Annotated in this window: 26 protein-coding genes; 10 read left to right on the forward strand and 16 right to left on the reverse strand. The window is 41.0% G+C overall.

All coding sequences use genetic code 11. The annotated features are described in order from the left end of the window. Window positions 1-241 precede the first annotated feature (241 nt). Entirely contained in the window at window positions 242-1,027 is a 786-nt protein-coding gene (locus tag LC608_RS17970) for a TatD family hydrolase (protein WP_229554904.1), read from the reverse strand. 85 nt (window positions 1,028-1,112) lie between these two features. Then, complete coding sequence (rpsT, locus tag LC608_RS17975; protein WP_229554819.1) at window positions 1,113-1,409, reverse strand: 30S ribosomal protein S20; 297 nt, start codon at window positions 1,407-1,409, stop codon at window positions 1,113-1,115. A gap of 729 nt (window positions 1,410-2,138) precedes the next feature. Between rpsT and hisD the strand changes: the two genes are divergently transcribed. The 3 genes from hisD (at window position 2,139) to LC608_RS17990 (ending at window position 4,805) form a co-directional block, all read left to right on the forward strand. After that, complete coding sequence (hisD, locus tag LC608_RS17980) at window positions 2,139-3,440, forward strand: histidinol dehydrogenase (protein WP_229554820.1); 1,302 nt, start codon at window positions 2,139-2,141, stop codon at window positions 3,438-3,440. A gap of 332 nt (window positions 3,441-3,772) precedes the next feature. Beyond that, on the forward strand, window positions 3,773-4,198 hold the full coding sequence (locus tag LC608_RS17985) for a universal stress protein (RefSeq protein WP_229554821.1): 426 nt from the start codon (window positions 3,773-3,775) through the stop codon (window positions 4,196-4,198). A gap of 19 nt (window positions 4,199-4,217) precedes the next feature. Continuing rightward, complete coding sequence (locus tag LC608_RS17990; RefSeq protein WP_229554822.1) at window positions 4,218-4,805, forward strand: Uma2 family endonuclease; 588 nt, start codon at window positions 4,218-4,220, stop codon at window positions 4,803-4,805. Window positions 4,806-5,114: 309 nt separating this feature from the next. On the opposite strand, the gene LC608_RS17995 is transcribed toward LC608_RS17990, so the two are convergent. The 3 genes from LC608_RS17995 to LC608_RS18005 all read right to left on the reverse strand — a co-directional run bounded on the left by LC608_RS17995 (window position 5,115) and on the right by LC608_RS18005 (window position 7,368). Beyond that, window positions 5,115-5,351 (reverse strand): hypothetical protein, encoded by a 237-nt coding sequence (locus tag LC608_RS17995; protein WP_229554823.1) that lies wholly within the window; start codon window positions 5,349-5,351, stop codon window positions 5,115-5,117. A gap of 697 nt (window positions 5,352-6,048) precedes the next feature. Then, window positions 6,049-6,255 (reverse strand): hypothetical protein, encoded by a 207-nt coding sequence (locus tag LC608_RS18000; RefSeq protein WP_229554824.1) that lies wholly within the window; start codon window positions 6,253-6,255, stop codon window positions 6,049-6,051. A gap of 948 nt (window positions 6,256-7,203) precedes the next feature. Continuing rightward, on the reverse strand, window positions 7,204-7,368 hold the full coding sequence (locus tag LC608_RS18005) for a hypothetical protein (protein WP_229554825.1): 165 nt from the start codon (window positions 7,366-7,368) through the stop codon (window positions 7,204-7,206). A gap of 58 nt (window positions 7,369-7,426) precedes the next feature. On the opposite strand from LC608_RS18005, the gene LC608_RS18010 reads away from it, so the two are divergent. After that, a complete protein-coding gene (locus LC608_RS18010; protein ID WP_229554826.1) occupies window positions 7,427-8,041 on the forward strand; it encodes a hypothetical protein in 615 nt (204 codons plus the stop codon). A gap of 217 nt (window positions 8,042-8,258) precedes the next feature. Here the strand turns inward: LC608_RS18010 and LC608_RS18015 are convergent, their stop codons facing one another. Beyond that, on the reverse strand, window positions 8,259-8,645 hold the full coding sequence (locus LC608_RS18015) for a hypothetical protein (protein WP_229554827.1): 387 nt from the start codon (window positions 8,643-8,645) through the stop codon (window positions 8,259-8,261). Window positions 8,646-8,785: 140 nt separating this feature from the next. On the opposite strand from LC608_RS18015, the gene hslO reads away from it, so the two are divergent. Both hslO and LC608_RS18025 read left to right on the forward strand, forming a co-directional pair. Then, window positions 8,786-9,691, forward strand: a complete 906-nt coding sequence (gene hslO, locus LC608_RS18020; protein ID WP_229554828.1) for an Hsp33 family molecular chaperone HslO — start codon at window positions 8,786-8,788, stop codon at window positions 9,689-9,691. 153 nt (window positions 9,692-9,844) lie between these two features. Beyond that, complete coding sequence (locus LC608_RS18025; protein WP_229554829.1) at window positions 9,845-11,917, forward strand: chromosome segregation ATPase; 2,073 nt, start codon at window positions 9,845-9,847, stop codon at window positions 11,915-11,917. Between the two features lie 162 nt (window positions 11,918-12,079). On the opposite strand, the gene LC608_RS18030 is transcribed toward LC608_RS18025, so the two are convergent. The 8 genes from LC608_RS18030 to LC608_RS18065 all read right to left on the reverse strand — a co-directional run bounded on the left by LC608_RS18030 (window position 12,080) and on the right by LC608_RS18065 (window position 19,669). Beyond that, window positions 12,080-12,946 carry an NAD(P)-dependent oxidoreductase gene (locus tag LC608_RS18030; RefSeq protein ID WP_229554830.1) on the reverse strand — a complete coding sequence of 289 codons (867 nt, stop codon included), beginning with the start codon at window positions 12,944-12,946 and terminating at the stop codon, window positions 12,080-12,082. A 351-nt stretch (window positions 12,947-13,297) separates the two neighbouring features. Continuing rightward, window positions 13,298-14,485, reverse strand: coding sequence for a class I SAM-dependent methyltransferase (locus LC608_RS18035; protein ID WP_229554831.1), 1,188 nt, complete (start codon window positions 14,483-14,485; stop codon window positions 13,298-13,300). Between the two features lie 224 nt (window positions 14,486-14,709). Further along, window positions 14,710-15,099: a VOC family protein gene (locus tag LC608_RS18040; RefSeq protein ID WP_229554832.1), complete on the reverse strand. Its 390-nt coding sequence runs from the start codon at window positions 15,097-15,099 to the stop codon at window positions 14,710-14,712. Window positions 15,100-15,181: 82 nt separating this feature from the next. Continuing rightward, window positions 15,182-15,718: a GAF domain-containing protein gene (locus LC608_RS18045; RefSeq protein WP_229554833.1), complete on the reverse strand. Its 537-nt coding sequence runs from the start codon at window positions 15,716-15,718 to the stop codon at window positions 15,182-15,184. A gap of 381 nt (window positions 15,719-16,099) precedes the next feature. Then, window positions 16,100-16,240: a hypothetical protein gene (locus tag LC608_RS18050; protein WP_229554834.1), complete on the reverse strand. Its 141-nt coding sequence runs from the start codon at window positions 16,238-16,240 to the stop codon at window positions 16,100-16,102. Window positions 16,241-16,269: 29 nt separating this feature from the next. Continuing rightward, entirely contained in the window at window positions 16,270-17,319 is a 1,050-nt protein-coding gene (locus tag LC608_RS18055) for an acyltransferase family protein (protein ID WP_229554835.1), read from the reverse strand. A gap of 499 nt (window positions 17,320-17,818) precedes the next feature. Continuing rightward, on the reverse strand, window positions 17,819-18,202 hold the full coding sequence (locus LC608_RS18060) for a Uma2 family endonuclease (RefSeq protein ID WP_229554836.1): 384 nt from the start codon (window positions 18,200-18,202) through the stop codon (window positions 17,819-17,821). Between the two features lie 282 nt (window positions 18,203-18,484). Further along, on the reverse strand, window positions 18,485-19,669 hold the full coding sequence (locus LC608_RS18065) for an NAD(P)H-quinone oxidoreductase subunit H (RefSeq protein WP_229554837.1): 1,185 nt from the start codon (window positions 19,667-19,669) through the stop codon (window positions 18,485-18,487). Window positions 19,670-20,134: 465 nt separating this feature from the next. Between LC608_RS18065 and rsmH the strand changes: the two genes are divergently transcribed. Then, on the forward strand, window positions 20,135-21,055 hold the full coding sequence (gene rsmH / locus LC608_RS18070) for a 16S rRNA (cytosine(1402)-N(4))-methyltransferase RsmH (protein WP_229554838.1): 921 nt from the start codon (window positions 20,135-20,137) through the stop codon (window positions 21,053-21,055). Between the two features lie 3 nt (window positions 21,056-21,058). On the opposite strand, the gene LC608_RS18075 is transcribed toward rsmH, so the two are convergent. Next, window positions 21,059-21,283 (reverse strand): hypothetical protein, encoded by a 225-nt coding sequence (locus LC608_RS18075; protein WP_229554839.1) that lies wholly within the window; start codon window positions 21,281-21,283, stop codon window positions 21,059-21,061. Next, window positions 21,280-21,420, reverse strand: coding sequence for a hypothetical protein (locus LC608_RS37575; RefSeq protein WP_374108409.1), 141 nt, complete (start codon window positions 21,418-21,420; stop codon window positions 21,280-21,282). Before LC608_RS37575 ends, LC608_RS18075 begins: the two co-directional genes overlap by 4 nt. Before the next feature lie 214 nt (window positions 21,421-21,634). On the opposite strand from LC608_RS37575, the gene LC608_RS18080 reads away from it, so the two are divergent. From LC608_RS18080 to LC608_RS18090, 3 genes are all read left to right on the forward strand, one after another. Further along, a complete protein-coding gene (locus LC608_RS18080; protein ID WP_229554840.1) occupies window positions 21,635-22,297 on the forward strand; it encodes a MotA/TolQ/ExbB proton channel family protein in 663 nt (220 codons plus the stop codon). A 186-nt stretch (window positions 22,298-22,483) separates the two neighbouring features. Further along, on the forward strand, window positions 22,484-23,719 hold the full coding sequence (gene tnpB / locus LC608_RS18085) for an IS200/IS605 family element RNA-guided endonuclease TnpB (protein WP_229554841.1): 1,236 nt from the start codon (window positions 22,484-22,486) through the stop codon (window positions 23,717-23,719). Window positions 23,720-23,791: 72 nt separating this feature from the next. Further along, window positions 23,792-23,998, forward strand: coding sequence for a glycogen debranching protein (locus LC608_RS18090; protein ID WP_229554842.1), 207 nt, complete (start codon window positions 23,792-23,794; stop codon window positions 23,996-23,998). Window positions 23,999-24,141 lie beyond the last annotated feature (143 nt).

Raw genomic sequence — 24,141 nt, forward strand, 5'->3', positions numbered from 1 at the left:
GCAATCTTGCTCAACTTAGGTTGGCACAGTTAGTCATGTGTGGAGAGCATCCGCTTGTAGAGATTTGGAGGATGGCCAAGCCGATAAGAGTATGGAAAATTAGGCTCAGAAATTTTAGGTTCCTTCCTTTATCATTATGGCGCAAGCAAAATGTTTTTGAGGGAATAATATTACCATATTTTCCCTCTCTAGAGTTTTATTTTTTTTAGCACAACGGAATAAAAGAGAATTATTGCACGCTTTATATTGACAGACCAAATAATTCACAGGCATTCTGGGTGGTTTGATGGGCGATCGCCTCTACCGTCTCCTGACGCAGTTTAGCTACTTGCTCGGCTACATATTGCACGTAGGCAGGCTCGTTGCGCCTCTCACCCCGTTTAGGAACTGGGGCGAGAAATGGGCAGTCTGTTTCAATCAGTAGGCGATCCCTACTTACCATCGCCGCCGAGGATTGGATCGCTTTGGCGTTTTTGAACGTTACCGTTCCGCTAAAGCTGATGTAGAACCCCAAATCGAGAAACCATTGAGTTTCTTCTGGCGTTCCTCCCCAGCAATGCATGACGCCCCGCACTCTTTCTCCTTTAAGTTCCCGCCATTTTTCCAACACTTCTCTGGTTGCCACCGCAGCGTCGCGGCAGTGGATAATCACTGGTAAGTTGAGTTCAGATGCGATCGCTAACTGCGACTCAAACACCATTAGCTGATGCTCATAGTTATCAGCTTTGTAAAAATCCAGCCCCATTTCCCCAATTGCTACCACACCAGAGTCAGAACTCGCTAAAGTTTTGATTTTCTCGGCTGTCTCGCGATCCCATTTCTCAGCATCTAAAGGATGTAATCCTACGGCAAAGCTGATTTCAGGAAACTCGTGCGCTATGGATTGAATTCTAGAAAACTCCTCGGGGTGAACACAGGAATGTACTAAACGTACTACTCCTGCTTCTTGCCACCGCGATCGCACTGTTGCTAAATCCGGCTGGAAACTATCAAAGTTGAGATGAACGTGCGTGTCTATCAGTTGCATCATTTGTCCTTTGTTGTTTGTCCTTCGTCATTTGTCGTTTGTTTTGTTACCAATCACTAAATGACTAAGGACAAATGACCAATGGCTACTCAGCTGTTTGTGTCACGGGTTTTAGCCTGTGAGCCAATCTTGACTTTTTCCTTGCCCCATTATTTGGGTGAAGGACACCCCGCTTAGTCGCTTTATCGATTTTGGCGTAAGCCTCGGATAAGCGAGCTTGTGCTTCTTGTTTTAATTCTGGGGTAGGATTAGCTGTATAGACAGCTACAGCATTAATGTATTTCTTCATCAGCGTCTTGACTGCTGATTTGTAAGCTTTGTTACGCAGTCGGTTACGTTCTGCGATTTGGGCACGCTTGAGAGCAGACTTTGTATTCGCCACAGTCAATTCCAAAAATACTATTAATATGTACACACACTACTAGACTTACTAATATAGCATCCAAATTGCCAATGTTATAATTTCCTAAAAAAAAATCTATCATTGGAAATTTGGTACTGGAGATTGGGGAAGATAGTCTTTAGTCTTTGCTCCCGAATCCCCAGTCCTTAATTTGGTGTGTCGTCAATTAAGGAAATGCGTTAAAATAAGGTACATGTAAAATAGTCAACGCTAACTCATCACCTGATTAAGCAATGTGATTGCCAATATAATCAATCTGTTCTGAAAACAGGTGTATTGTCAAAGGCAAGGAACTGTAAATAGCTAAACTTCAGGGGTTTAAAAGTATAGAATCGATACTATATTATCGTCTCTGTACAGATGTTAACTACTAAAAGTTAGGAAAAGAAAAATTATACTCAGACCCTACCCCCTGTAAATCTGGGGGATTGGATGTGTAAATACACCACCCGCACCCCGTAAGGAGTGAGGATAAGGGCGTAAGAGTAGCAGGAAATGGCACGCCTGCTTCCTGCCTCTGGCTGGTTTGACTGAGCAATTAAGTGGCCTTGTCAAGCAAACTAGATGCTGGCAGACTTGAGAGTATCAAAAAAATTCAGGTTAAGCTAGAGAAGAGAATTAGAGTCAGCTTGCACACCCCAGTGGGTCAAGAGCAATACTAAATCTCAGGTGTGAATATTATTATAATTTTGGCATTGTCCTTACTCCATGCTGCGAATCATTACTCAGCAGGCAGACGTTAGAGCAGAACTACAACGGATCTGCGATCGCACCCATGACGAACAGGTGCTTCACAAAGAAGCAACGGTGCGGGAAGTTTTGCAAGCAGTGAAGCGCCAAGGCGACAAAGCTGTATTGCATTACACAGCCGAATTTGACAAACAAACCCTCAAAGCAGAAGAACTCCGAGTCACAGGCTCGGAACTAGATGCAGCCTATCAACAGGTGTCAAAAGAGTTGTTGGGCGCACTTCGCCTAGCTTGCCGCCAAATTGAAGCGTTTCATCGTCAGCGAGTCCCAAAAAGCTGGGTACACTTTGGCGACGATGAAGTAGTGTTGGGCAAACGGTACACCCCCGTAGATCGGGCGGGGTTGTATGTGCCTGGTGGCCGTGCCTCCTATCCCAGTACAGTGCTGATGAATGCAATTCCGGCAAAGGTGGCTGCTGTACCTCACGTTGTGATGGTGACACCACCAGGGCCAGGGGGTGCAATTAACCCAGCAGTCTTGGTAGCTGCCCAAGAAGCAGGAGTGCAAGAAATTTATCGCATTGGGGGCGCACAAGCGATCGCTGCTTTAGCCTATGGCACAGAAACAATTCCGAAAGTGGATGTGATTACTGGGCCTGGTAACATTTATGTCACCCTAGCGAAAAAACTTGTCTATGGCACCGTTGGCATTGATTCTTTGGCAGGCCCCAGCGAAGTGCTGGTGATTGCCGATGAAACCGCAAATCCGGTGCATGTAGCTGCTGACTTGCTAGCCCAAGCCGAACACGATCCAATGGCGGCAGCAATTTTGCTGACAACAGATGCGGCTTTGGCGAAAAACGTGCAATTAGCCTTGGAAAGACAGCTAGTTGATCATCCACGGCGAATAGACACCGAAAAAGCGATCGCTCACTACGGCTTGATTGTCCTTGTGGAATCGCTCGAAGCAGCAGCAGAACTCTCAAATGAATTTGCCCCTGAACACCTGGAATTAGAAATCAAAGACCCTTGGGCATTATTACCACAGATTCGCCACGCTGGGGCAATCTTTTTGGGTTACTCGACACCAGAAGCTGTAGGAGACTATTTGGCAGGTCCTAACCATACCCTGCCAACTTCTGGCGCTGCCCGCTATGCTTCGGCATTAGGGGTGGAAACTTTCCTCAAACACTCTAGTATTATTCAATACTCCCAAACTGCGCTACAAAATGTGGCTAGTGCCATTGATGTGTTAGCGACAGCAGAAGGTTTACCTTCTCATGCTGATTCAGTCCGACGCCGAGTTCAGCAAGAAGAGTGATTTGGAATGGTTAATTTTTTCTTATAACTATAAAGTTTGGATAGCGGCACGCCATTACTATTCTGCCTTCAGATGTCCTTTAAGCGTCCACAAGTCGGGCATTGCCGACGGTAGTTTCTGGAAGAGGGTTTTCCTCTCCCAGAAGCTTGTGAAAAAAAAGCTTTTCTAGACCAGTTGCTATAATTTGCTAGCATGAAAGTGGTGTGAAAGCGACCTATGCCCCGTCTCAAATATATAAACTAATAAGTAAATAAAAAATTGCTTTAGTGTCGCTGCCGACGAATTTTGCTAGATACTTATGTAAGGTGTCTACTCTTTAGGAGACGAGAGCGGTGCTAAATAGTGTTTTGGTAGCTCTGGACGGTTCGGAAATTTCAGATCGAGTAATTCAGGCTTTAGATGATTTGGCGTTCTCAAAAGATGCGAAGGTTATTTTTTGTCATGTGTTTCCCACACCAGAATCAGAGATGGAACTACCTGCCGATCGTCCTCAGCCAGAGTCACCAACATTTTCTTATTTTCAGATTGAAAAACAACTGCAAGCCTATCAGCAAAAGTTATCAGTCAGCAGTGAGTTAGAACTGGTAACTGGTGATCCTGCCGAAGAGATTATTCGCCTTGCCAATATTTACAAAACTGACTTGATTATAATTGGCAGCCGGGGATTGATGGGGATGAAGCGAATTGTTCAGGGTTCTGTTAGCAGTCAAGTTGTGGAAGAGGCTAATTGTTCGGTGTTAGTTGTCAAAGCAAGCTAAAAATTTGCAACGGGAAGTAATGACTATAACCACCCCAAAGCTCACTTTTGAGGAATACCTGAAATATGATGATGGCACTGATACCCGCTATGAATTGGTCAATGGAGAACTAATTCCCATGAGTCTAGGAAGTGGGCAACATGGTGCAGTAACAGAATTTATCAATGTTTGTTTCCGAGCAGAAATTCTCCGGTTAAAGTTAGATTGGACTTCTAAACAAATGGTTATCGGTGTTCGTTCCCCCCGTGCTGGCAGATGGGATACATCGAGGATTCCAGATGTAGTTGTGATTCCATTACCTCAGTGGCGAGAGTTGAGAAACCGAGAAGCAGTTATTGAACTCAACGAATCACCCCCTTTGTTGGTGGTAGAAGTGGTTAGCGAATCAACAAAGACCGTAGACTATCGAGCCAAGCGAGTTGAATATAACGTTTTAAATATTCCAGAGTATTGGATTGTTGATCCATTAACAAACAAAGTGACTGTTTTCACATTGATTGAAGAATTATATGAACCAGTCGAGTTTGTTGGTACTCAATGCATTCAATCTAAAATTTTTCCAGAGTTAGAATTAACAGTAGAGCAAGTGTTGACGGCTGAAAATTAAAAATAATTTACTCCACAATCTTCTTTGCTATGTTATGTAAAAACTTGGTATTTAATTTTACACCCAAATATGCAATAACATTGTGAGAAAAACCAAAAAAATATCAGGGTTTTATCCGTGTACACAATAGCGCTTATTTTCTAATCGACTACTAAAAGATAAGCAGTATTTTCCGAAAAAAGCTATACCAATTCCCATTGACTGTAGCTATGAAAAAACAGTCAATCGGAATTTGTTAAGTTTGAAAACCCTGATGAAATAAGAAATATTGCTAATTCCTAATCAGGCATGATTTGGAAATTTTAATTATCAACCGAATATAAATGCGTTACCTGTACCGCCAACCGCAGATCCAGAGTCGCCGCCAATGGCACCACCAGTAGCTGCACCACCGCCTGCGCCATTAATATCTCCAAAGAAAAAGACATAATTTACAGTTTTCGGCTGCTTATTAGGCTTTTCATTCTTGTCAGCTTTTTTACCTCCAGACATACTTGCTTCTTCGTTGGAAGTCAGTTCTGTAAAAAGCGTTTTGCTGTCGTTCATTAAGTTCATTAAACTTTAGATTGTGATGAATATGGTCGATTTCTGAAGATAGCAGTTTTGTGCCGCCAGAGTTATTATACGGCTCTTGCTAGATAGGTCAAGCAATTATTCTTTTAAGAAATAAAAACATACAGCAGTTTGCAAGCAAGTAGTTTAATTTTGTCAAAAAATGTATAATTTAAGTTTATTATATTAAATATAAATACTGATATTAATACTGGTAAATTAATGAAAAGTCTCAGTAGTAAAGATATAGTCAAGCAAACCAAACAACATTTTTATACAAGTTCCACTTAAATAAATATCTAAAACTCAAAACTGGGATTCTGCATTTTTGAATAAATATTTTTATGTAAAAACGGTTTTTTTGTAGTTATTGTATACAACCCAAGTTTGAATGGATATAACTTCTTTTTTTAATATAAAAACGTTTAACTCGCTGAAATATTTATTAATTGAAAAAAATTATATCGCCCAGGCACTTTGTTAAGTTTGTTGAATAAAGCGTGTGGGCGGCAATAAACGTATGTTAATCTAGCAAAAATAAAGAAACAGCTAATGGCTAGCGTAGAACCTGCCAATTAGCTGTTTAAGACTGGTTCAAAAGTAACTTAACCTACAGAAGAAACAGGTTAAATACTTTTAGAATTACCACTTGATCTCTGTAGAGACGTGATTAATCGCGTCTTTACATTTATTATCTAGAAGCAAAAACAAAAACGGTACCAGGACCGCCAAGATTAACAGATCCAGAACTTCCACTTCCATTATTAATGGAACCACCGCTAGAAGCAGGACCGCCTGCGCCCTGAATAACAGTAGGGCTATAGGTATAAGAACCCCATCCGCCCGATAGGTTAGCTTCTTCGTTGGTGCTTAATGCGGTAAACAATGTGCTTTCCATAATCTTAGTTCTCATTTGATTGTTGGGATTAAAGTCAGGTCAGCCCAAAGTAATAGATATAAGCGTAAACTGTATATCTGGTAACTTTTTCGTGCCCATGTAAGTATCTTACTACTCTTGCTAAATAGGTCAAGCAACTAGTTGTTTAAGAAATGTGTATTACACATCTTCAGAACAGATATTACATAGTGGGAATTTATACAAAGTAAATTAAAAATAAGTTTGAATTTACCAAAAAATCGTAGGTGTCAATATATATTGATATAAGTATGGCGCTCTAAAAACTGAATTTTGCCAAAAAATGTATAGATGAAGCTTATTAAGTATTAATACTGATAAATTAACCAAAATACCCATAATTAAAGATATAATCAAGCAAACCAAACAACCTTTTTATACAAGTCGTGCTTATTATAACTTTATAAAACTCCAAACTGCGATTTTGATTTTTGAATAAGTATTTTTATATAAAAATGTGGTTATTTAAATTATTTTATACAGCATTAAACTTAATGTATATAATTTATCTTGATAGAAAAACTCCTAAGTTTGCTTAATTATTAATTGGTTTGAAAAAGCTTTATTCTGTTAATACAAATTTTTTAAAAGTAAATAAAGACAAAATAAAATTTCAGATAAAATTATAAAGATTTGATATTGTACTAAAATGCGCTAATTGCTATATCAAACCTAGCTGTATATAAACTTGATATTTACTACTCAATATATATAGTCAAGGCACTTATCTGTAATAAAAGCAAAAGCGATCGTTTTCACCCTCCAGGGCGAAAACGTCAAATTATGGCAGTTTTGCAAAAAAGCTCAATTAAAAAAAAGACGGCAATACCCAGCAGAATCAGTTACAACGATCGCAAATCGACGCACAACTCAAAGCCCTAAAAATTAGAATGGCTACTTAGTCCAATGCAATGCAAAAGGCGATCACATCTATGAACCAATATCAGCAGATGGGAATACAGGTGCGATCGCTATTCTGCAAATTAAGGAAACAGGACAAGCTTTTAAAGCTGCTGTTGCGAGACTAGAAAAGGCTAAGGCGGGGCTGAATCCCAGCGATGCTAATGTGGCGATCGGCCAGCTACTCTGGCGCAAGACGTGAGTTGACGAAGTTTATATAAAATAGGAGGATAAATTTGGCTTAGGTTTTATTATGAGTTCCCGCCGCATTCTCCAAGTTGGTGAATCTTATACTTTCAGCCGATATTTTGAATTGCCTTTCACAATTGATGATATTCTAGCCGAATTAAATTGCACTATTGAAAGGAAAAATATAACATTACCTGAATCATCAGAAATTTTAGATATCCAATTTTTACAACAGCAACTTCGCCGTAATTTATCTCATATTGATTTAGTTAATGAAACTACTAGACGCGAAGCTTTAATTGGGCCAATTTTGTTTGAAGTATGTGCTTTAACTAATCAGAGACTCAATATAGAATATTCTATTGCTGTCAACAATTATCTAAAAGGGACTCTCGACTACTATATTGCAGCCCCTCAAAATTTATTAGTTATCGAAGCCAAACAATCTGATTTAGTGCGAGGATTTACTCAACTTGCTGTTGAATTAATAGCACTTGATCAATGGACTAAATCTACATCTGAACTTCTATATGGAGCAGTTACGACTGGTGAAGACTGGCGTTTTGGAGTTTACCATCGTGCAAATCGTCAGGTGATTCAAGACCAGAAACGTTATCAAGTTCCAGAAGATTTATTTATGCTGATAAAAATTATTGTAGGTATTATTTCTAGTTCATAAACTGGGGACTGCGGATGCAATACGGTTCGGTTAGCTTGTTTACCCTGCGAAGATCCCCCCAACCCCCCTTAAAAAAGGGGGGCTAATTTCCTCATTTATCCCCCTTTTTAAGGGGGTCGCCACAGGCGGGGGGATCTTATCCGAACCGTATTGACTGGGGACGCAAAGAATAACCAATGCCCAATTCTCAATCTCCAATCTCTTTATGTCAATTAAATCAACGTTTTTGAGTTGCCAAAAACTGACGTAAGCTCAACAAACTCAAAGTTTGACCCAAATTTAAAGGCAAAAGTGAAACTCCTTCTAAGCGGGACTGTACCCAACCTTCTCCCCAGTACCATTCGTGGAATCCGTCAATGCCTCCGCTAAGTACCAAGCGGAGACAGTTTGATTTGACAACATCTACTTGATGATGAATCGCAACTGGCCCAGTCCAGGTTGTAAACTGGAATCCGGGAAGCAGTTCTTCTGGCATTCCTGGCGCAAAGCGTTGCCCTAAGAGCCATTTTTCTAGTTGCACCGGATGCAGTAGACTATCACGAATTGCATCTGTTGATGCTTCAATTTCGATCCGCAGTTGGCTTTGTTGAAAATTACCCAGCATTTTTATAGGATTACCTAAAGGTGAGACATTGCTACTTCTAATATTGCAAATACAATCACTGATTATTGCAGGGTCACATTTCTACCAGCAGAGAACTTAGAATAGAAAGAGCGAACTTGTTAAGAAATGTAAGGTTATTCATGGCGGATCAGTTAATTCGTGCAACAGCAGCCGAAGGTGGAATTCGTGCCGTAGGTGTGATCACCACACGTTTAACAGAAGAAGCACGGGGACGTCACAAGCTTTCCTATGTGGCAACGGCAGCACTGGGTCGGACTATGGCGGCGGGCTTGTTAATGGCTTCTAGTATGAAGCGACCTGGGTCAAGGGTGAATGTCCGGGTAAAGGGCGATGGGCCTTTGGGTGGCATATTGGTAGATGCAGGCTTAGATGGTACGGTACGAGGGTATGTCGGGAATCCATCGGTGGAATTGCCTCCCAATGCCAAAGGTAAGCTAGATGTTGGTGGTGCAGTGGGTGGTGGCTATCTCTACGTTGTCCGGGATATTGGTTACGGTTATCCTTACTCTAGTACTGTGGAACTAGTTTCTGGGGAAATTGGCGATGATGTGGCTCATTATCTGGTGAATTCCGAACAAACACCTTCAGCTTTAGTTTTAGGTGTGTTTGTGGGAGCAGGTGGAGTAACTGCGGCTGGAGGATTACTGATACAAGTATTGCCCAAAGCTGCTAGAGACGAAGCTTTAGTAGAAACGTTAGAATCACGGGTTGCTGGTCTAGCAGGATTTACGCCATTGTTGCAAGCTGGGAAGACTTTAACGGAAATCTTTAACGACCTGTTGGGAGACATGGGGCTGGTAATCTTTCCCGAACGGCAAATGCTGCGCTTCCACTGTGGTTGTTCTTTTGATCGCGTTTTGGGGGCACTGAAGATTTTGGGAGAAGCGGAACTGCAAGATATGATTGTTAAAGATGATGGTGCTGAAGCAACTTGCGAATTTTGCGGCAACGTTTATCAGGCAAGTAGCGATCAGTTAGCTCAACTAATTGCCGATTTGCAAGCTGAATCTACTGTTTTAGGATAACGTATAAAATATCACTGATTTTTATCTTGCTAATGGTACTCTGTGGAGAGAGATAATCAAAAAAGTAGCTTTTTAATGATGAGAAAGTTACTATGTCAACAATGGAATTATCTACCTAAAACAGAGCGCTATTCAATTATTTTGGTGTGAGAGATGACAGAGCGGGATATTCCAGACAGTTGGTCTTCAGCCAGTGGAAGAGAGCCAGATCAAAACAAAAGATTATCCCGAACAGAACAATTCGGTGAAACTCAGCCATTTGATTCCCCAGCTACTGGTTCTAACTCCAAGTCAGTGAAGCGGCGAAAAAAAAACCATACGAAAGGATTACATATAAATAGTAATTCAAAAGAAACTGCTCAACTCAGTAAAAGTCCTGGGAAATGGCCACGCTGGATGAAAAGCTGGACATTGTGGCTGGTACTACTAATGTTGGTTCCCGGCAGTGTAGGATTTTTGGCAATGGCAATGCTGCTAAAGTTGCCCTCTGCCCCTAATTGCCCCTCGATTTTCTGGCCGCTAGCTAGTGCTTCGGTGCGGCTACACTGCGCTCAGTTGGCGGCTTCTAAACAGACAGTGAACGATTTATTGCAAGCGATCGCTCTGGTGAAGCAACTACCACAAAATCACCCGTTACATGGAGAAATTGATCGTTTCATCGAAGAATGGTCGCGGGATATTTTGAAGCTAGCTGATGAAAGTTTCCAAACAGGTAATTTAGAGGAAGCGATCGCTACTGCTCGTAAGATACCTGAAGATGTGGCAGCTTATAAATTAGTCGATGAACAAGTTGACAAGTGGCAGTCAATTTGGTCAAAGGCAGAAGCCACATACAACGGTGCGATCGCTGAAGTTAAGGAACGGCGATGGCAATCGGCATTTATGTTATCCGCCAAAATGCTGCGCGTAGACAATCAATACTGGGCGGGTACTAAATACGACCAATTGAATCGTCTAATTGCCTCAGCACGGGAAGATGGCGATAAGTTAGGAAAAGCTGAAAATTTAGCAAACAGCAAAGTTGTCGATAATTTATTAGAAGCTATCAAGTTAGCTCAGTCTATTGGGCAAGAAAGTTACATTTACCAAAAAGCTCAGGAAGCGATTCCGGTATTTGGACGCAAAATGCTGGAATTGGCAAAGGCAAAACTAGACAAGCAGGATGCGGATGCAGCACTAGATATTGCTAGACAAATTCCAGAGATTGCGAAACTACAGGGTGAAACAGATGACTTTATCGCCATAGCTGACGCGAAAAGAAGTGCTTGGATAGGTAATGTTTCTGGTTTAGAGGCAGCGATCGCTCAAGCACAACAAATTGATCCTTCCAGACCAGTGTATAACGAAGCACAGCAGTTGATTGCTCGTTGGCAGTTAGAAATTGAAGATGTTGCCAATTTAGAAAAAGCGAGAATATTAGCTAGCCAGGGAACAGTCCCTAATTTAACAGCAGCGATCGCTCAAGTGCAATTGATCCCTGCGAATAATCCCCGCGCTAAAGAAGCTAGGCAAGAAATGGGTCGCTGGCGTGCCCAAGTGGAGACAATTGAAGACCAACCTTATTTAGAACGCGCCGAACAGATAGCAATATTTGATGATATCAACTCTTTGCAAGCTGCGATCGCCCAGGCTAGCGAAATTCGTAGAGGTCGTGCATTATATCCAGAAGCACGGAAAAAAATTCGCACTTGGGTAGGAAAAATTCAGCGAATTCAAGACCAACCTTACTTAGATCAGGCACAAGAACTGGCTCAAAGTGGAGATCTCACCGCCGCCATTAGCGTAGCTCAACAAATTGCCTCGTCGGGAAGGGCGCTTTCACAAGAAGCACAAACTGCTATAAATGGCTGGGAAGGGGAAATCCGCACCAGAGAAAACTGGAAAAAAGCGCAGCAAGTGGGCGCAGCTGGCACGCCAGAAGCATTAATTGAGGCAATTCGGCTGGCAGATCGGGTTTCAAATAATAGCATCTTACGTATGGATGCGAATCAGGCTATTGACCAGTGGAGTCAGCAATTGTTAGAAATAGCACGCTCTCAAGGTCAGTCTGATATTGGCAGAGGGATTGATATTGCCAAATCGATTCCACGAGGTAGTGCTGCTTATAGTGCGGCGCAAGAGCAAATTAGGGCTTGGCAGGAATTTCTCAATCCTCAACCAGAACCCCAGCCTCAGCCTCAGCCCGAATCTCTACCATTTCCTCAATCAACTACTAATGGGCAGTAATATCCTTATTAACAATTCAGTTAAAACCTTTTGATTCAGCATTTTCAAAAAGCATATCAGGGATGCCGGGGTGTAGGGAGATTTCCTCAATGTGTCTCAAAAATATTTTTCAAGTAGGGTAGCACAGTTAGCTGTGCTACCTTACGAAAGCTTATTCCTCGATCACTCTCCCCATTCTTTAATTACAGAAAATAGTGATGAGTAATCATCATCAGCAAATGACATTTTTACGGCTGTTTGCAAGATTTGCCGAACACCTTTAATACTGCTGAGATCCAAACTCCGAGATTTCGCTTCCGAGATAAATAATTCTGTATCTTTGAGCAAGTGTTTTGTGGGAAAATTCGGATCAGCATAATTGCCATCCAACATCCGTTGTAGCTTTTTGTCAAAGGTAGGTGCGTAGAGTGGACTGTCGCGCAATATTTGCATAAACACATCCACATCAACACCTTGACGCTGGATAAAAGCCAAACTCAGAGCAAAGCTAGTTGTCAAGGAAGCTATTAGTTGATTTAGCGCCAATTTGAGCGCCGCCGCAGATCCCACTGGCCCAATAAGTAAAGGTTCTGTCCCAAAATTTTGGAGTAACTTTAAGTGGCGTTCATATTGTTCTGGCTCGGCCCCTACCATAACACTCAACTTGCCAGCTTTTGCTTCTGGGATACTCCCTAATACAGGTGCTTCTAAATACTCACCACCACCCGCAACAACTGCATCTCTAATTTCCTGGCTTTCTGTAGGAGTAATTGTTCCCATTTGGATGATTGTGCGCCCTTCCAGAGTTTGCCAAGCAGTGTCTGAAAGCAACACATTATAAATGGCTGGGGCATTAGTAAGCATGAGGATTACGCACTCAGCAGCACGAATGGCGTGGCGAGGATGTGTAACAATTTCAGCCCCAGATGCTTGTAGTGGTGCTAATTTTTCTGGGGTGCGATTGTAGGCAACTAGCTGTATATCTGCGGCTAATAACCTTTGAGCCATTGGTAGTCCCATCAGTCCAGTTCCCAGAAATGCCACCTTCATTTTTCAAGTTCCTTTGGTACAGCGTAGGCGTAGCCTGTTGTAGACATCGCGTTTCCATTGTTTGATTTTAATATCAGTTATCAGTGAACAGTTATCTTTAAATACTGATAGCTATTCACTGACTAATGACTAACGTCTCTGGCAATTAGCCACCAGCCGCAAAAGTCACCATAATTATCACTGAAAGTAAAATCCCTGGAGTAAGCAAAGTTACTAGCATTAACAGATCATGGGTGGACATAATTATTACTTTGGTATTGTGTTTAGCTTTACAGTAATCACTGTTATGCTAGTCTAAATCCGACTGATACTGCATTCTTAAATAGAGTTTTAACTTTTCTTTCTTTACGTTTACTTTGGCAAAGTCAATCCGAGTAGTGGTTGAGAAATTTCTGTATTGTCCAGACCTTTGCTCTGAATTAAGACTCCAAAGCCGCCGAGTCCTGTAGGATCTATAAGCTGGTGTAGTGAGTCCCGGCGCTGTAGTAACTGTGAGAGAGATTGCTGTTGAGAAGAAAGGGCTGCAATCCGATCGCCTAACCCCAACGCCATCAAAAATAATCCCTGCTGGATAAAACCAACTTTTTCTAAACTACACCGCTCACCCCAGCGTTCCAAAGCCGTAAAGTCAACATGGGCAGTGATATCTTGTCGCCCAATATTAATATAGGGGTTGTCATGGAAACGATGCTGGTAATAACACTGTAGCGTTCCTTGCGATCGCCTGGGATTATAGTAACGACTGGCGGGGTAGCCATAATCAATTGTTAACACATAACCGCGCTGCAAGCGGTCTGCTACTATACTCAACCAGTCTAGAGCAGCTAAATTAATTTCACTACGGTAGCCATCTGGATATGCACTTTGAGTTAAGTCGATTTCCAGTAAATCCAAATATTCAGCTAGTTGGGGCGTTGATGGTTCTCCTGTGACTTCTACAAATGATGGACATGGAGGATTAGTTTCTTGATTATTCTGATCTGTGGTTACATAAATTTCTCGGAGTTCTCCCGTTTCTAGGATGAATTGATGCACGGGGAACGCATCTACTAACTCGTTAGAAAAAAAGCAGCCTGCGATCGCATTTGGTGGTATATCCTCTAGATTGCACCAACGCACCGGGAAATCTTGCAAGCGTTGCTGCTGTTGTTGTCTTAAAGTTGGGGATTTTTCAACAATGATGTACTCCAGGGCGGTAAAAAAATCTGGGTAGTGCAGTTGATGATATTTAAGGATATGCAAAGCTAGCAATCCTTGACCTGCTCCCATTTCTACCAAAGAAAAGGGTACAGGTTTTCCTAAAATCTCCCACATTTGTAAAAATTGTTCTGCTAGCAACTCGCCAAAGTCAGCACAGAGGTTGGGAGAGGTGAAAAAATCACTATCTTTAAAACCTATTTTGACTGCATCGCTGGAATAGTAGCCGTATTCAGGGTGGTATAATGCCATGTCCATGAATTGGGCAAAAGTAATTCGTTGTTGAGGATTGGTGGTAATGTGATTAGCGATCGCTGCACACAATGCTGGATTTGAATCCATAAAATTTGAGATTTGAGATTAAAGTGTTGAGAAAACAAATGAATTATGAATGATACAAACCAAAATTCATAATTCCTAATTTCCCTAACGGTCTACAAACCCTATAATATCGACCACTGTGGCATAAGCGCTGGCATTTATTGACAGACAAAACTTGGGAAGTTTGCAGTTCCATGCGATCGCAATCCTCAGCCCAATTAATCGCGTTCAAGGCAATTTGCTACTTAGGCGCTCACCAACGACACCAGCACACCATTGGGATCGCGGACACGAGCAATCATTTGTCCCCCAGGCTGGCTTTTAGGGGCATCTAGGGTTTTTGCGCCTGCTCCGATCGCTCTCATGTAAGCGCTACCAACATCAGGAGTAATAAATGATATTTGGATTAATGTCGGTGGTTGTGTAGCATCATTGTGATGGCAGCCACCAGGAAATAACTTTTGTGCTTCGCTACTAGAGGAGAAGGCTAGTGTGGTGTTTCCGGTTTCGATTTCCGCCCAGATAGATTGTCCCTTATCCACGAGAGTGCGACGAACTAGACCAAAGGCTTTTTCGTAAAACTCAACGGTCTTAACTACATCGTCTACCCAAATAACCGTGTAAGCAAATTTCACAGTTTTTTCTCCTTATCTAGAAAAATCAGCGCTGGTGAGGATTTCTGCTACTTAACTGTATGCTATGTGAATACACAGTGACTTAACTCTCCAAAATATTACGATCTGTTGCTAGAGTTTGTGCCCCTGTTTGCATCATTTCTATATCTGATGGCGACCAATAATGAGGCCCTTGACAGTGATGTGCTACTAGCAATCCCCATAATCCTTTAGGTGTGAGAATTGGTACAACCAAGTTGGCGCGAACCTGCAAATTGCACAAAAAATCTCGGTGACAAGGCTCGATTGGCTCTAATTCAATATCAGCGATCGCTCTTACGCGTCCTGCTAAGTATAAAGCAGCATACTCGCTGTTAAAACAATCATCGGGGCCAGTGGAACCAAGTATTGAGAATTCTTTAGAACTCAAGGATTCAAAAGTTACTTGTCCTTGCCACTGACTGTAAAAATAATACAACACCACTCGGTCAACCTGAAGCGATTCTCTGAGTTGATTGGTTGTTTGCCGAACTAACTCATCGCGCTGCATTGTTTTAACAAGGCGATCGAGCAAATTTTGCAAACCCTGTTCAGGGCGATCGCGCCTATGATGAAATTCGGACTGAGGATGAATTTGCACGGTTCTAAAATTACGGCTAAGTAAATGCTACCGGATTTTTATAGTAATTTATTAGACCTTATTTAAATACGTTCTTGTATTTGTAGCAGCAATTCAATTTTAACGAAACATAATACTATTCAACCTCTTCGGTGAATTTAAAAGAAATTATTAAGAAACTCAATTTTCTAATTCGCACCAGAGAAAATTCAAAATTATAAATTTAAAATTAAGAATTTTGTAAATTTACAAATAATATGTTTGGTTTTTCTAAAATTTGAGTTTCAATAACTCCCTTATCTTTTTGAATCTTTAAGTCCCGTTACGTAAAAAAAGCGCTGCAAACTTTCAAACCCAGACAAGATAGGGGTTTTTACACTATATTGCAGAAAATTACTCGGCTTAATACTGGTTAGAAGATGTGGTATTTGTAAGGATAATGGTGTTTTTAGCATTCATTATGCCACCGTTATAAATACCGCCGCCTTCGTAGGTTGCCGAGATGCCGTTGTAGTTATACTTTTTCTGTGACTGGGAGTTCATAACGTCCCACTTTACTAAGTGTAATGTCATTAAGAATTACTATTAAATTGCTTAATAGATTGATTGCCGCTTGAAACCCGACCAAATAATAATTTGGAGACTAAAGCATTGCGCTCAGAAAAATTACCAATTTGGAGTAAGCAAAAGCTCAATAAGAAAGCTGACATAGGATAAATAGAAAGTAAAAATAAAAAGTTATGGTGGAGTGGATATTGAAACTTAGAGGCAAAGGTAAAAAAATATGTTTGGAGGATGTATATATAAAGACTTCCTTTGCCAATTTCACATATAAACCAACGGAAAGATTTAGAACTAAATTTGTAAAATTTCCAAACGAGTTGCATTACGAGAATTGATGCTACAAATCCAGTAAAGTAACGAAGTGTAACTGACCAAAAATTAGTCATTCCAGAAACGTAAATATAAGTTTTTGTATTCCAAAGTAGGTAGCTAGAAATGGTTAAGAAAAGAGCGCCAGTAAGCAATAGCTTACTTTTATTTGCTACCTCTAATTCTAAATGCTCTTTTTGCTGTGCAAGCAAATATCCAATACAAAAGAATGGGAAAGTATATTTAAATAGAGGTATATTCCCTTTGTCTGGAATAAGAAGAACTACACAGAAGCTTAAAACTATCCCGTATAATTTGTCATAATTAAAGCGTTTAAGAAAAGCTATTGTGATAATAGACATAAATAATGCCCATAAAAACCAAAAATTGCTAGTTATATTGTTAGTTAAATAGCGGATAAAACTATGCATAGTACACTCTTTCTCAATTAAACAAAATGTTATGCTATACAAAATAGACCAAGATAATATTGGAACAATAAGATTGAAAAATCGTTTTTTAGTAATGTTAAAAAATGTACTTTTTTCAATAGAAGAAAAAGATATAAACCCACTAATAGCCATAAATAATGGCATGTGGAATATGTATATAGCTTTGAAAACTGGGTCTTGAAAAAATCCATTGCCGTTGTATGCTACATATTGAATTATGTGACCATATACTACTAAGAAAATTAATATTCCCTTGGTGTAATCAAGAAACTGATTTCTTTGGTTTATCGATTGCATACTTAAATATACGTTTGTTACGTGGATAGAGTATTTAAAAATAGCCTGACTGATGCACAGAAAAAAGATCCCGTATAGTGTTCACAAGTACTCAACGGTTTCCGTGACAACTACGAATATTGTCAAGTATAAAATATAAAAGGGAGAAGAGAAGGAACTTCCCGTAGGGGAACCCAACATTGCGTTCTTGGCGACTTGGCGGTTCGATAAATTAAGCTTTTTGGCGATTTTTATTTAAGTCGTGTCTTTGTCAAAGTCAATTAATTTTTTTAACGTAGAGGCAAAGCGGTGAGGAGGTCGCAGTCTTCTCTACGAGAGGCTGCGCCAAGCGCTTCTCGTCGTTAGCGAGTCTTCTAAGGGCGAACGAGCGTCTTGAGCTAGCGGTAGCGACAAAGGAGTGCAGAGCTTGCCGCAGCTACCGCAGAGACGCAGAGGGAACAGGGAGAAGAAAGAAATGCTTAACTGAAGTGTAAAAAAAATAGAGCAGTTGCCATTTTAACTATTTAACCTTTAACCAACTAAGTATATCTGCTGGCGTAATTTGCCAATCTGCTAATACATCAAGAACAGTCAATTTCTCATTATTATATTTTACTTCTGGCAATTTATTAGGTTGAAATACTATCACCGATTTGTCGTTAGAGTCAATAAACCAACCTAATTTTGTACCATGATTAATGCAGAAAATAATTTTATCAATCACCCGGTTAGGAAATTGGTCAGGTGATAAAATTTCAATTATCAAATCTGGATAAATTTGAAACTTATTGGCAATTTCACCATTGAAACCAAGTAAGTTTTTTGGGCAAATAATTAGTGTTTCTAAAAAGCAATCTTCTTGTAATATCTTCGCCCACCTCTGAGGTTGAAGTAGCCAACACAAAAATCTGCTCGATAAGAGATTTTGAGAGTTTCTCGTAAAATCGGTAGCAGTTGCAAATCTATGTTGTCAAAAATACGAGGATTTTTTTAAACCTCTATAAATATTTCGTACATCTGTTATATGAGTAAAAATTTTTTATAGCTAGATTAGCGACCCTATAAATCGCCGCCTCTACAAAAGACTGATTGTTGTACAGACGGCGATTTATCGCGTCTTTAAAAATTATAAAAAAAGAGCAGTTGCGTAACACAACTGCTCTAAAAAATGTTAGATAGATATTTTCTACCTATCTACAGATCCCATAATTACGTCAACACTACCGAGAATCACCACAATATCTGCAACCTTCATGCCCCGCAGTAAATGTGGGACAATCTGGAGGTTGTTGAAGTCTGCTGGGCGAATCTTCCAACGTGCGGGGAAGACGTTATCATCGCCAACCAAATAAATTCCCAATTCACCTTTGCCACTTTCTACACGGGCGTAGATTTCACCCTTGGGCATCTTAAAAGTGGGGGAAACTTTTTTGCCGATGAATTGGTAATCAAATGCGTCCCACTCGGATTTTTTACCTGCGGCTAAACGCTTGGCTTCCAGATTTTCGTAAGGGCCGCCAGGAAGTCCTTTAATTGCTTGGCGAATAATCTTCACAGATTCGCGCATTTCCCGCATCCGCACTACGTAACGGGCAAAGCAATCACCGGCGGTTTCCCACTGCACATCCCAGTCGAAATCGTCGTAGCATTCGTAATGGTCAACTTTCCGCAAATCCCATTGCACGCCAGATGCGCGTAACATTGGGCCAGAAAGCCCCCAGTTAATTGCTTCTTCACGGGTGATAGTACCAAGTCCCTCAACACGTCGCCGGAAGATGGGGTTATCAGTTACTAAACGTTCGTACTCATCAATTTTGGGTAATAGGTAGTCGCAAAATTCCAGACACTTATCTACCCAACCATAAGGCAAATCGGCTGCTACCCCACCAATACGGAAGTAGTTGTTATTCACCATCCGATAACCTGTAGCAGCTTCCCACAAATCATAAATCATCTCCCGTTCGCGGAACTGGTAGAAGAAGGGAGTTTGTGCGCCTACGTCAGCAAGGAAGGGGCCAAACCATAGCAAGTGGTTAGCGATGCGGTTCAACTCCAGCATGATGACGCGGATGTAGCTAGCACGTTTGGGGACAGCAACACCTGCAAGCTTTTCTGGGGCGTTGACAGTGACGGCTTCGTTAAACATTCCCGCCGCGTAATCCCAGCGACTGACGTAGGGAACGTACATTACATTAGTGCGGTTCTCGGCGATTTTTTCCATTCCCCGGTGCAAATAGCCGATAACTGGTTCACAGTCAACGACATCCTCGCCATCCAGAGTCATGATTAGCCGCAGAACGCCGTGCATTGAGGGGTGGTGTGGCCCCATGTTTAGCACCATTGGTTCAGTGCGGGTTTCTAGTCTGGTCATAGATTTCGTGTTCTCCGTTCGTGAAAATTTTGAATTGAACCGCCTAGATGCCAACCACAGCCGATTTATCTAGTCTGCCAAAATGAGGTTTGTAGGGGCAATCTAATCTATATAAATTTGACTCTACAGGGTTATGTTGGAGAGAGGATAGCAGCGAAGGTGTTGTAATTGATGTTTCATTTCGTTGCACCTCTTCAATTATTATAGGGAAGCTTGATATGCAAGGGATTGAGGCACAGGTTTTTTTTCATCTAATCTCTTTTTGCATTTAAAATCCTGATGTTGGGAATTGGAAATAAGTGCTAAACAGGACTTAAATCGAACCACAGAGAAGCCAGTGTGTTGGGCGGGCTCCCCGACTTGAAGCAACTGGCGCGATGCAGAGGACACGGAGGAATAGAAGTTTAAGAGGTTTTTGGTGTAAGTTTTACCAAATAGAAACAAAAATAAAATTAAAATTTAAAAATGAAATCAGATTTACAAACACCGCTAGATTTAGAAGAACTGGCTTTTTCTCATATTTCCGTTTTGGGACGGGAGGTAATTGAGGGTTTGGCGGTGCGCCCAGGTGGACATTATTTAGATGTGACGGTAGGCGGTGGTGGTCACAGTCGCTTGATTTTAGAAGCTGCTGCCGATGTACGGGTAACGGCAGTTGACCAAGATGAGGATGCTTTAGCAGCAGCAAGGAAAGAATTAGCAGAGTTTAGCGTTAGCGAAGCTCCTCCGAAGGAGGCTCGCATACAATTTATTTATAGCAATTTTGCTGACTACGAGTTTCCCCCTAATACTTTCGATGGTATTTTAGCCGATTTGGGGGTAAGTTCTTACCATTTAGACCAAGCAGAACGAGGTTTCAGCTTTCGCCAAGCTGCAAATTTGGATATGCGAATGGATAGAGGGCGATCGCTAACTGCTGCTGATGTGATTAATAATTGGGATGAAACAGAATTAGCTGATATTTTCTTTAAATACGGTGAGGAAAGATTATCGCGGCGCATTGCTCGTCGCATTGTAGAACGGCGACCCTTGCACACGACTACAGAATTGGCTGATGCGATCGCTTCTTCAGTTCCCCCGAAATACCGTTATGGGAGAATTCACCCCGCTACCCGTGTTTTTCAAGCTCTGCGAATTGTCGTCAACGATGAGTTAAAATCCCTAGAAACCTTTTTGGATAAAGCCCCAAATGCCCTTGTCCCTGGTGGCAGAATTGCGATTATCAGTTTTCACAGCCTGGAAGACCGCCCGGTGAAACATGGTTTAAGAAATTCACCTTTATTAAAGGTCTTGACAAAAAAACCAATTATTGCACAAGAAGAGGAAATTAGTCAGAATCCGCGATCGCGATCGGCCAAACTGAGGATAGCTGAAAAGTTGCTGTAAGCCTTAAACTGCTCCATCTTGTGGCTCAGAAATGCTGCGAATACGCTCAATGAATTTAGGATAATTTTCTAAATCTTGTTCTGACTGTAACGGTGGCATTTCAATCCAATTACCTTCGACATGCAGCTTATCTACATAAGCGTAGAAGGCTTCCTGATTTTCCCGATGAGCAAGAACGTAATCATGTAACTCTTTCTGACTCATTGCATGAAAATTAGGCTTGCTCATCCTATGTATCTCCATTTACCGTTAGGGTATATCTCTATAATATTTTCCTCACCTGCCAACAAGAATAGATTTTTTGTCCGTTCATCCATACGAACGATATTAATAGGCAAATAAAGCTTAGTAAACAAGCAGCACAATATATAGCACTGTGTTTTTTGTTCTGGTGTAGGAATAATCTGAACTCCTTAAGATTGGTTAAAGTTACTGCTAAAAAGAAATTCTCAATAACTTGCGATCGCGATCGGCCAAACTGAGGATAGCTGAAAAGTTGCTGTAACTACAATGCAGCATTAAACTGCTTCATCTCAACGATCTGTTAATCTAGCGTTGTTGGTGAGTTAAAAATAATAGATGGAAATTAATAATCTGTTTACAGCAGGTGGCATAGTCATGTGGCCTCTGCTTGCGTTCTCTTTGTTAGGAGTGGCGCTGATAATCGAACGGATCATCTTTTGGGTAAAGATAAATAATCGGCAAAACAAGGTAGTGCGAGAGGTGCTACAACTTTATCGCCTTGATAATGTAGTTGGTGCTTTAGATAAATTGCAGAAAAATACTGATTTACCCATTGCTCGGATTTTTTTAGCAGCTTTAGAACTGGAGGAGGCGACACCAGAAGACTTTCGTTTGGCATTAGAAAGTGAAGCCCAAGCCGAAATCCCCTTACTCAAGCGCTCGCAAAATATTTTTGAGACAATTATTGGTCTTGCGCCCCTGTTAGGGCTTCTCGGCACTGTATTAGGATTAATTAACTCCTTTGCCTCTCTAAATATCGGAGATGTGGGAGGTACTAAAACAACAGGTGTAACATCTGGAATTAGTGAAGCTTTAGTATCCACTGCATCAGGGTTGGTAGTGGCAATCTTTACACTTTTATTTGCCAACACCTTCCGGGGACTCTACCAGCGCCAGATTGCCTGGATTCAAGAATATGGTGGACAGTTAGAATTACTCTACCGCCGTCGCTATGAAAGAGGAGATCAGAATTTAAAATTCAAAATGAATCCAAAATAGTTCGACTGAGACATTCGGCGATCGCTCAGTCGAGCCGCACTCATGCAAAACCCCAAAATCGGCAATCCAAAATCCAAAATTGATGTCTTCAAGACGCACACTCGTGACTTCCAGTCATGAGTTAGGCGCTCTATATTAAGTATGACTTTGTGTTAAAATTGAGAGGTATTCAGCAAATTCAATAAATTGTCATCCATCCAAAAAGCATTTAAAGTTACTCTCATACCCACACACAACCAAGAAGTCTTAATCAATAAGATAATTGGTTGTGCCAGATATGTGTACAACCGCTTTTTGGCACTGAAGAAAGAGTTATATGCAAGTGAGGGAAAAACCTTAAACTACAACGCTTGTAGTCAACAGCTAACTATACTCAAGAAAGAAATTGAATGGTTGAAGGAAGTAGATAAGTTTGCCTTACAAAATTCACTCAAGAATTTAGAGACAGCATACAAAAACTTTTTTGCTGACTTCAAGAAGATCAAAGGTAAGAAGGGTGTAGGTTTTCCTAAATTTAAAAAGAAGCATGGGTGTAAACAGTCTTACAAAACTAACCTTACTAACGGCAACATTCAGGTAATAGAGAATCGTTTAAAGCTTCCCAAGTTAGGATGGATTAAGTTTCACCAGTCTCAAGACATTACCGGGAAGCTTGTAAACGTTACCGTAACTCGTACTCCGAGAGGTAAATATATTGCTAGCATTTTGTGCGAAATAGAGATAGAAAAGTATCCTCAAGTCACACAGAATATTGGATTGGACTTAGGGCTGAAATCTTACCTGACTACTAGTAATGGCGAGACAGTAGAGAACCCCAAGTATTATAGAACTCTGCATAGGAAGTTACAGAAGGCACACAAAAAACTATCCCGCAGTGTCAAAGGTAGTAGCAACCGAGTCAAAGCGAAAATCAAGCTGGCTCGTACAAATGATAGGATTACGAATTTAAGAGATGACTTTCTGCACAAACTCTCAACCCGTTTAATCAAAGAAAGCAGTATTATCTGTATCGAGGATTTACGGGTTGCCAATATGGTAAAGAATCGCAAATTAGCTTTAAGCATTTCAGACGCTAGTTGGACTAAGTTCGTGACCATGCTGGAATACAAAGCTTTTTGGCATGACAGAATTGTACAAAAAGTTGGTACATTTTATCCCTCATCTCAGACTTGTAATTCTTGCAAATCAATCAACCCATTGGTTAAAGACTTAAAGCTGCGTGAATGGTCTTGCCCTAGTTGTGGTAATTACAACCTGAGAGACGTAAACGCAAGTCTAAATATTCTGAGTGAAGGGTTGAGAATTTTGACAGCAGCCGTCGGTGCGCCGGATGCTATATACGCCTGTGGAGAACTTGTAAGTCCTGGAGCAATTCCGGCAGAGATCGTTGAAGCAGGAATCACGCCACTTCTAGTGGTGTGAGGTTCAATGGCTCTAATAGTATTCTAAAATGACGAATAACTTTTTTCGCTACAGTTTTTGAGGAAATATTCTATGACTATTTGGGTAAATGAGCAAATTGATCCGTCTGGGATGATTCATGCCTGTATTGCTACTTGTAACGAATCTCAAGCCAAAGATTGTCATGATTCATTTCAGAATAATTTGACCAAGACGCAAAAGGAAGCTGGTTGGGTAGCGCGATTGCGGACAGTGGATTCTTGGGATGATGTGCCGGTGAATTCTTTAAAACTCAATTAATTGGGTGAAATCGAGTTCATTTTTTGGGATTTTAATGAAACAGATTTCAGGAGCATAGGCGTAGCCCGCCATAGGCATTGCTTGTATAACACACGCTGCACCTATGCCAATGTTGATAGCGATCACAACAAATCCCATGAGAA

Source organism: Nostoc sp. XA010 (assembly GCF_020829625.1).
Classification (GTDB): Bacteria; Cyanobacteriota; Cyanobacteriia; order Cyanobacteriales; family Nostocaceae; genus Nostoc.

What these genes read in the sequence shown, in the direction of transcription:
- hslO (WP_229554828.1), top strand. Translation starts at nt 8,786, where the DNA reads ATGGCGGATCAGTTAATTCGTGCAACAGCAGCCGAAGGTGGAATTCGT.
- hisD (WP_229554820.1), top strand. Translation starts at nt 2,139, where the DNA reads ATGCTGCGAATCATTACTCAGCAGGCAGACGTTAGAGCAGAACTACAA.
- LC608_RS18030 (WP_229554830.1), bottom strand. Translation starts at nt 12,946, where the DNA reads ATGAAGGTGGCATTTCTGGGAACTGGACTGATGGGACTACCAATGGCT.
- LC608_RS18025 (WP_229554829.1), top strand. Translation starts at nt 9,845, where the DNA reads ATGACAGAGCGGGATATTCCAGACAGTTGGTCTTCAGCCAGTGGAAGA.
- LC608_RS18015 (WP_229554827.1), bottom strand. Translation starts at nt 8,645, where the DNA reads ATGCTGGGTAATTTTCAACAAAGCCAACTGCGGATCGAAATTGAAGCA.
- LC608_RS18065 (WP_229554837.1), bottom strand. Translation starts at nt 19,669, where the DNA reads ATGACCAGACTAGAAACCCGCACTGAACCAATGGTGCTAAACATGGGG.
- LC608_RS18055 (WP_229554835.1), bottom strand. Translation starts at nt 17,319, where the DNA reads ATGCAATCGATAAACCAAAGAAATCAGTTTCTTGATTACACCAAGGGA.
- LC608_RS18010 (WP_229554826.1), top strand. Translation starts at nt 7,427, where the DNA reads ATGAGTTCCCGCCGCATTCTCCAAGTTGGTGAATCTTATACTTTCAGC.
- LC608_RS18000 (WP_229554824.1), bottom strand. Translation starts at nt 6,255, where the DNA reads ATGGAAAGCACATTGTTTACCGCATTAAGCACCAACGAAGAAGCTAAC.
- LC608_RS18075 (WP_229554839.1), bottom strand. Translation starts at nt 21,283, where the DNA reads ATGAGCAAGCCTAATTTTCATGCAATGAGTCAGAAAGAGTTACATGAT.
- LC608_RS17990 (WP_229554822.1), top strand. Translation starts at nt 4,218, where the DNA reads ATGACTATAACCACCCCAAAGCTCACTTTTGAGGAATACCTGAAATAT.
- LC608_RS18050 (WP_229554834.1), bottom strand. Translation starts at nt 16,240, where the DNA reads ATGAACTCCCAGTCACAGAAAAAGTATAACTACAACGGCATCTCGGCA.
- LC608_RS17970 (WP_229554904.1), bottom strand. Translation starts at nt 1,027, where the DNA reads ATGCAACTGATAGACACGCACGTTCATCTCAACTTTGATAGTTTCCAG.
- LC608_RS18090 (WP_229554842.1), top strand. Translation starts at nt 23,792, where the DNA reads ATGACTATTTGGGTAAATGAGCAAATTGATCCGTCTGGGATGATTCAT.
- LC608_RS18035 (WP_229554831.1), bottom strand. Translation starts at nt 14,485, where the DNA reads ATGGATTCAAATCCAGCATTGTGTGCAGCGATCGCTAATCACATTACC.
- LC608_RS18080 (WP_229554840.1), top strand. Translation starts at nt 21,635, where the DNA reads ATGGAAATTAATAATCTGTTTACAGCAGGTGGCATAGTCATGTGGCCT.
- rsmH (WP_229554838.1), top strand. Translation starts at nt 20,135, where the DNA reads ATGAAATCAGATTTACAAACACCGCTAGATTTAGAAGAACTGGCTTTT.
- LC608_RS17995 (WP_229554823.1), bottom strand. Translation starts at nt 5,351, where the DNA reads ATGAACGACAGCAAAACGCTTTTTACAGAACTGACTTCCAACGAAGAA.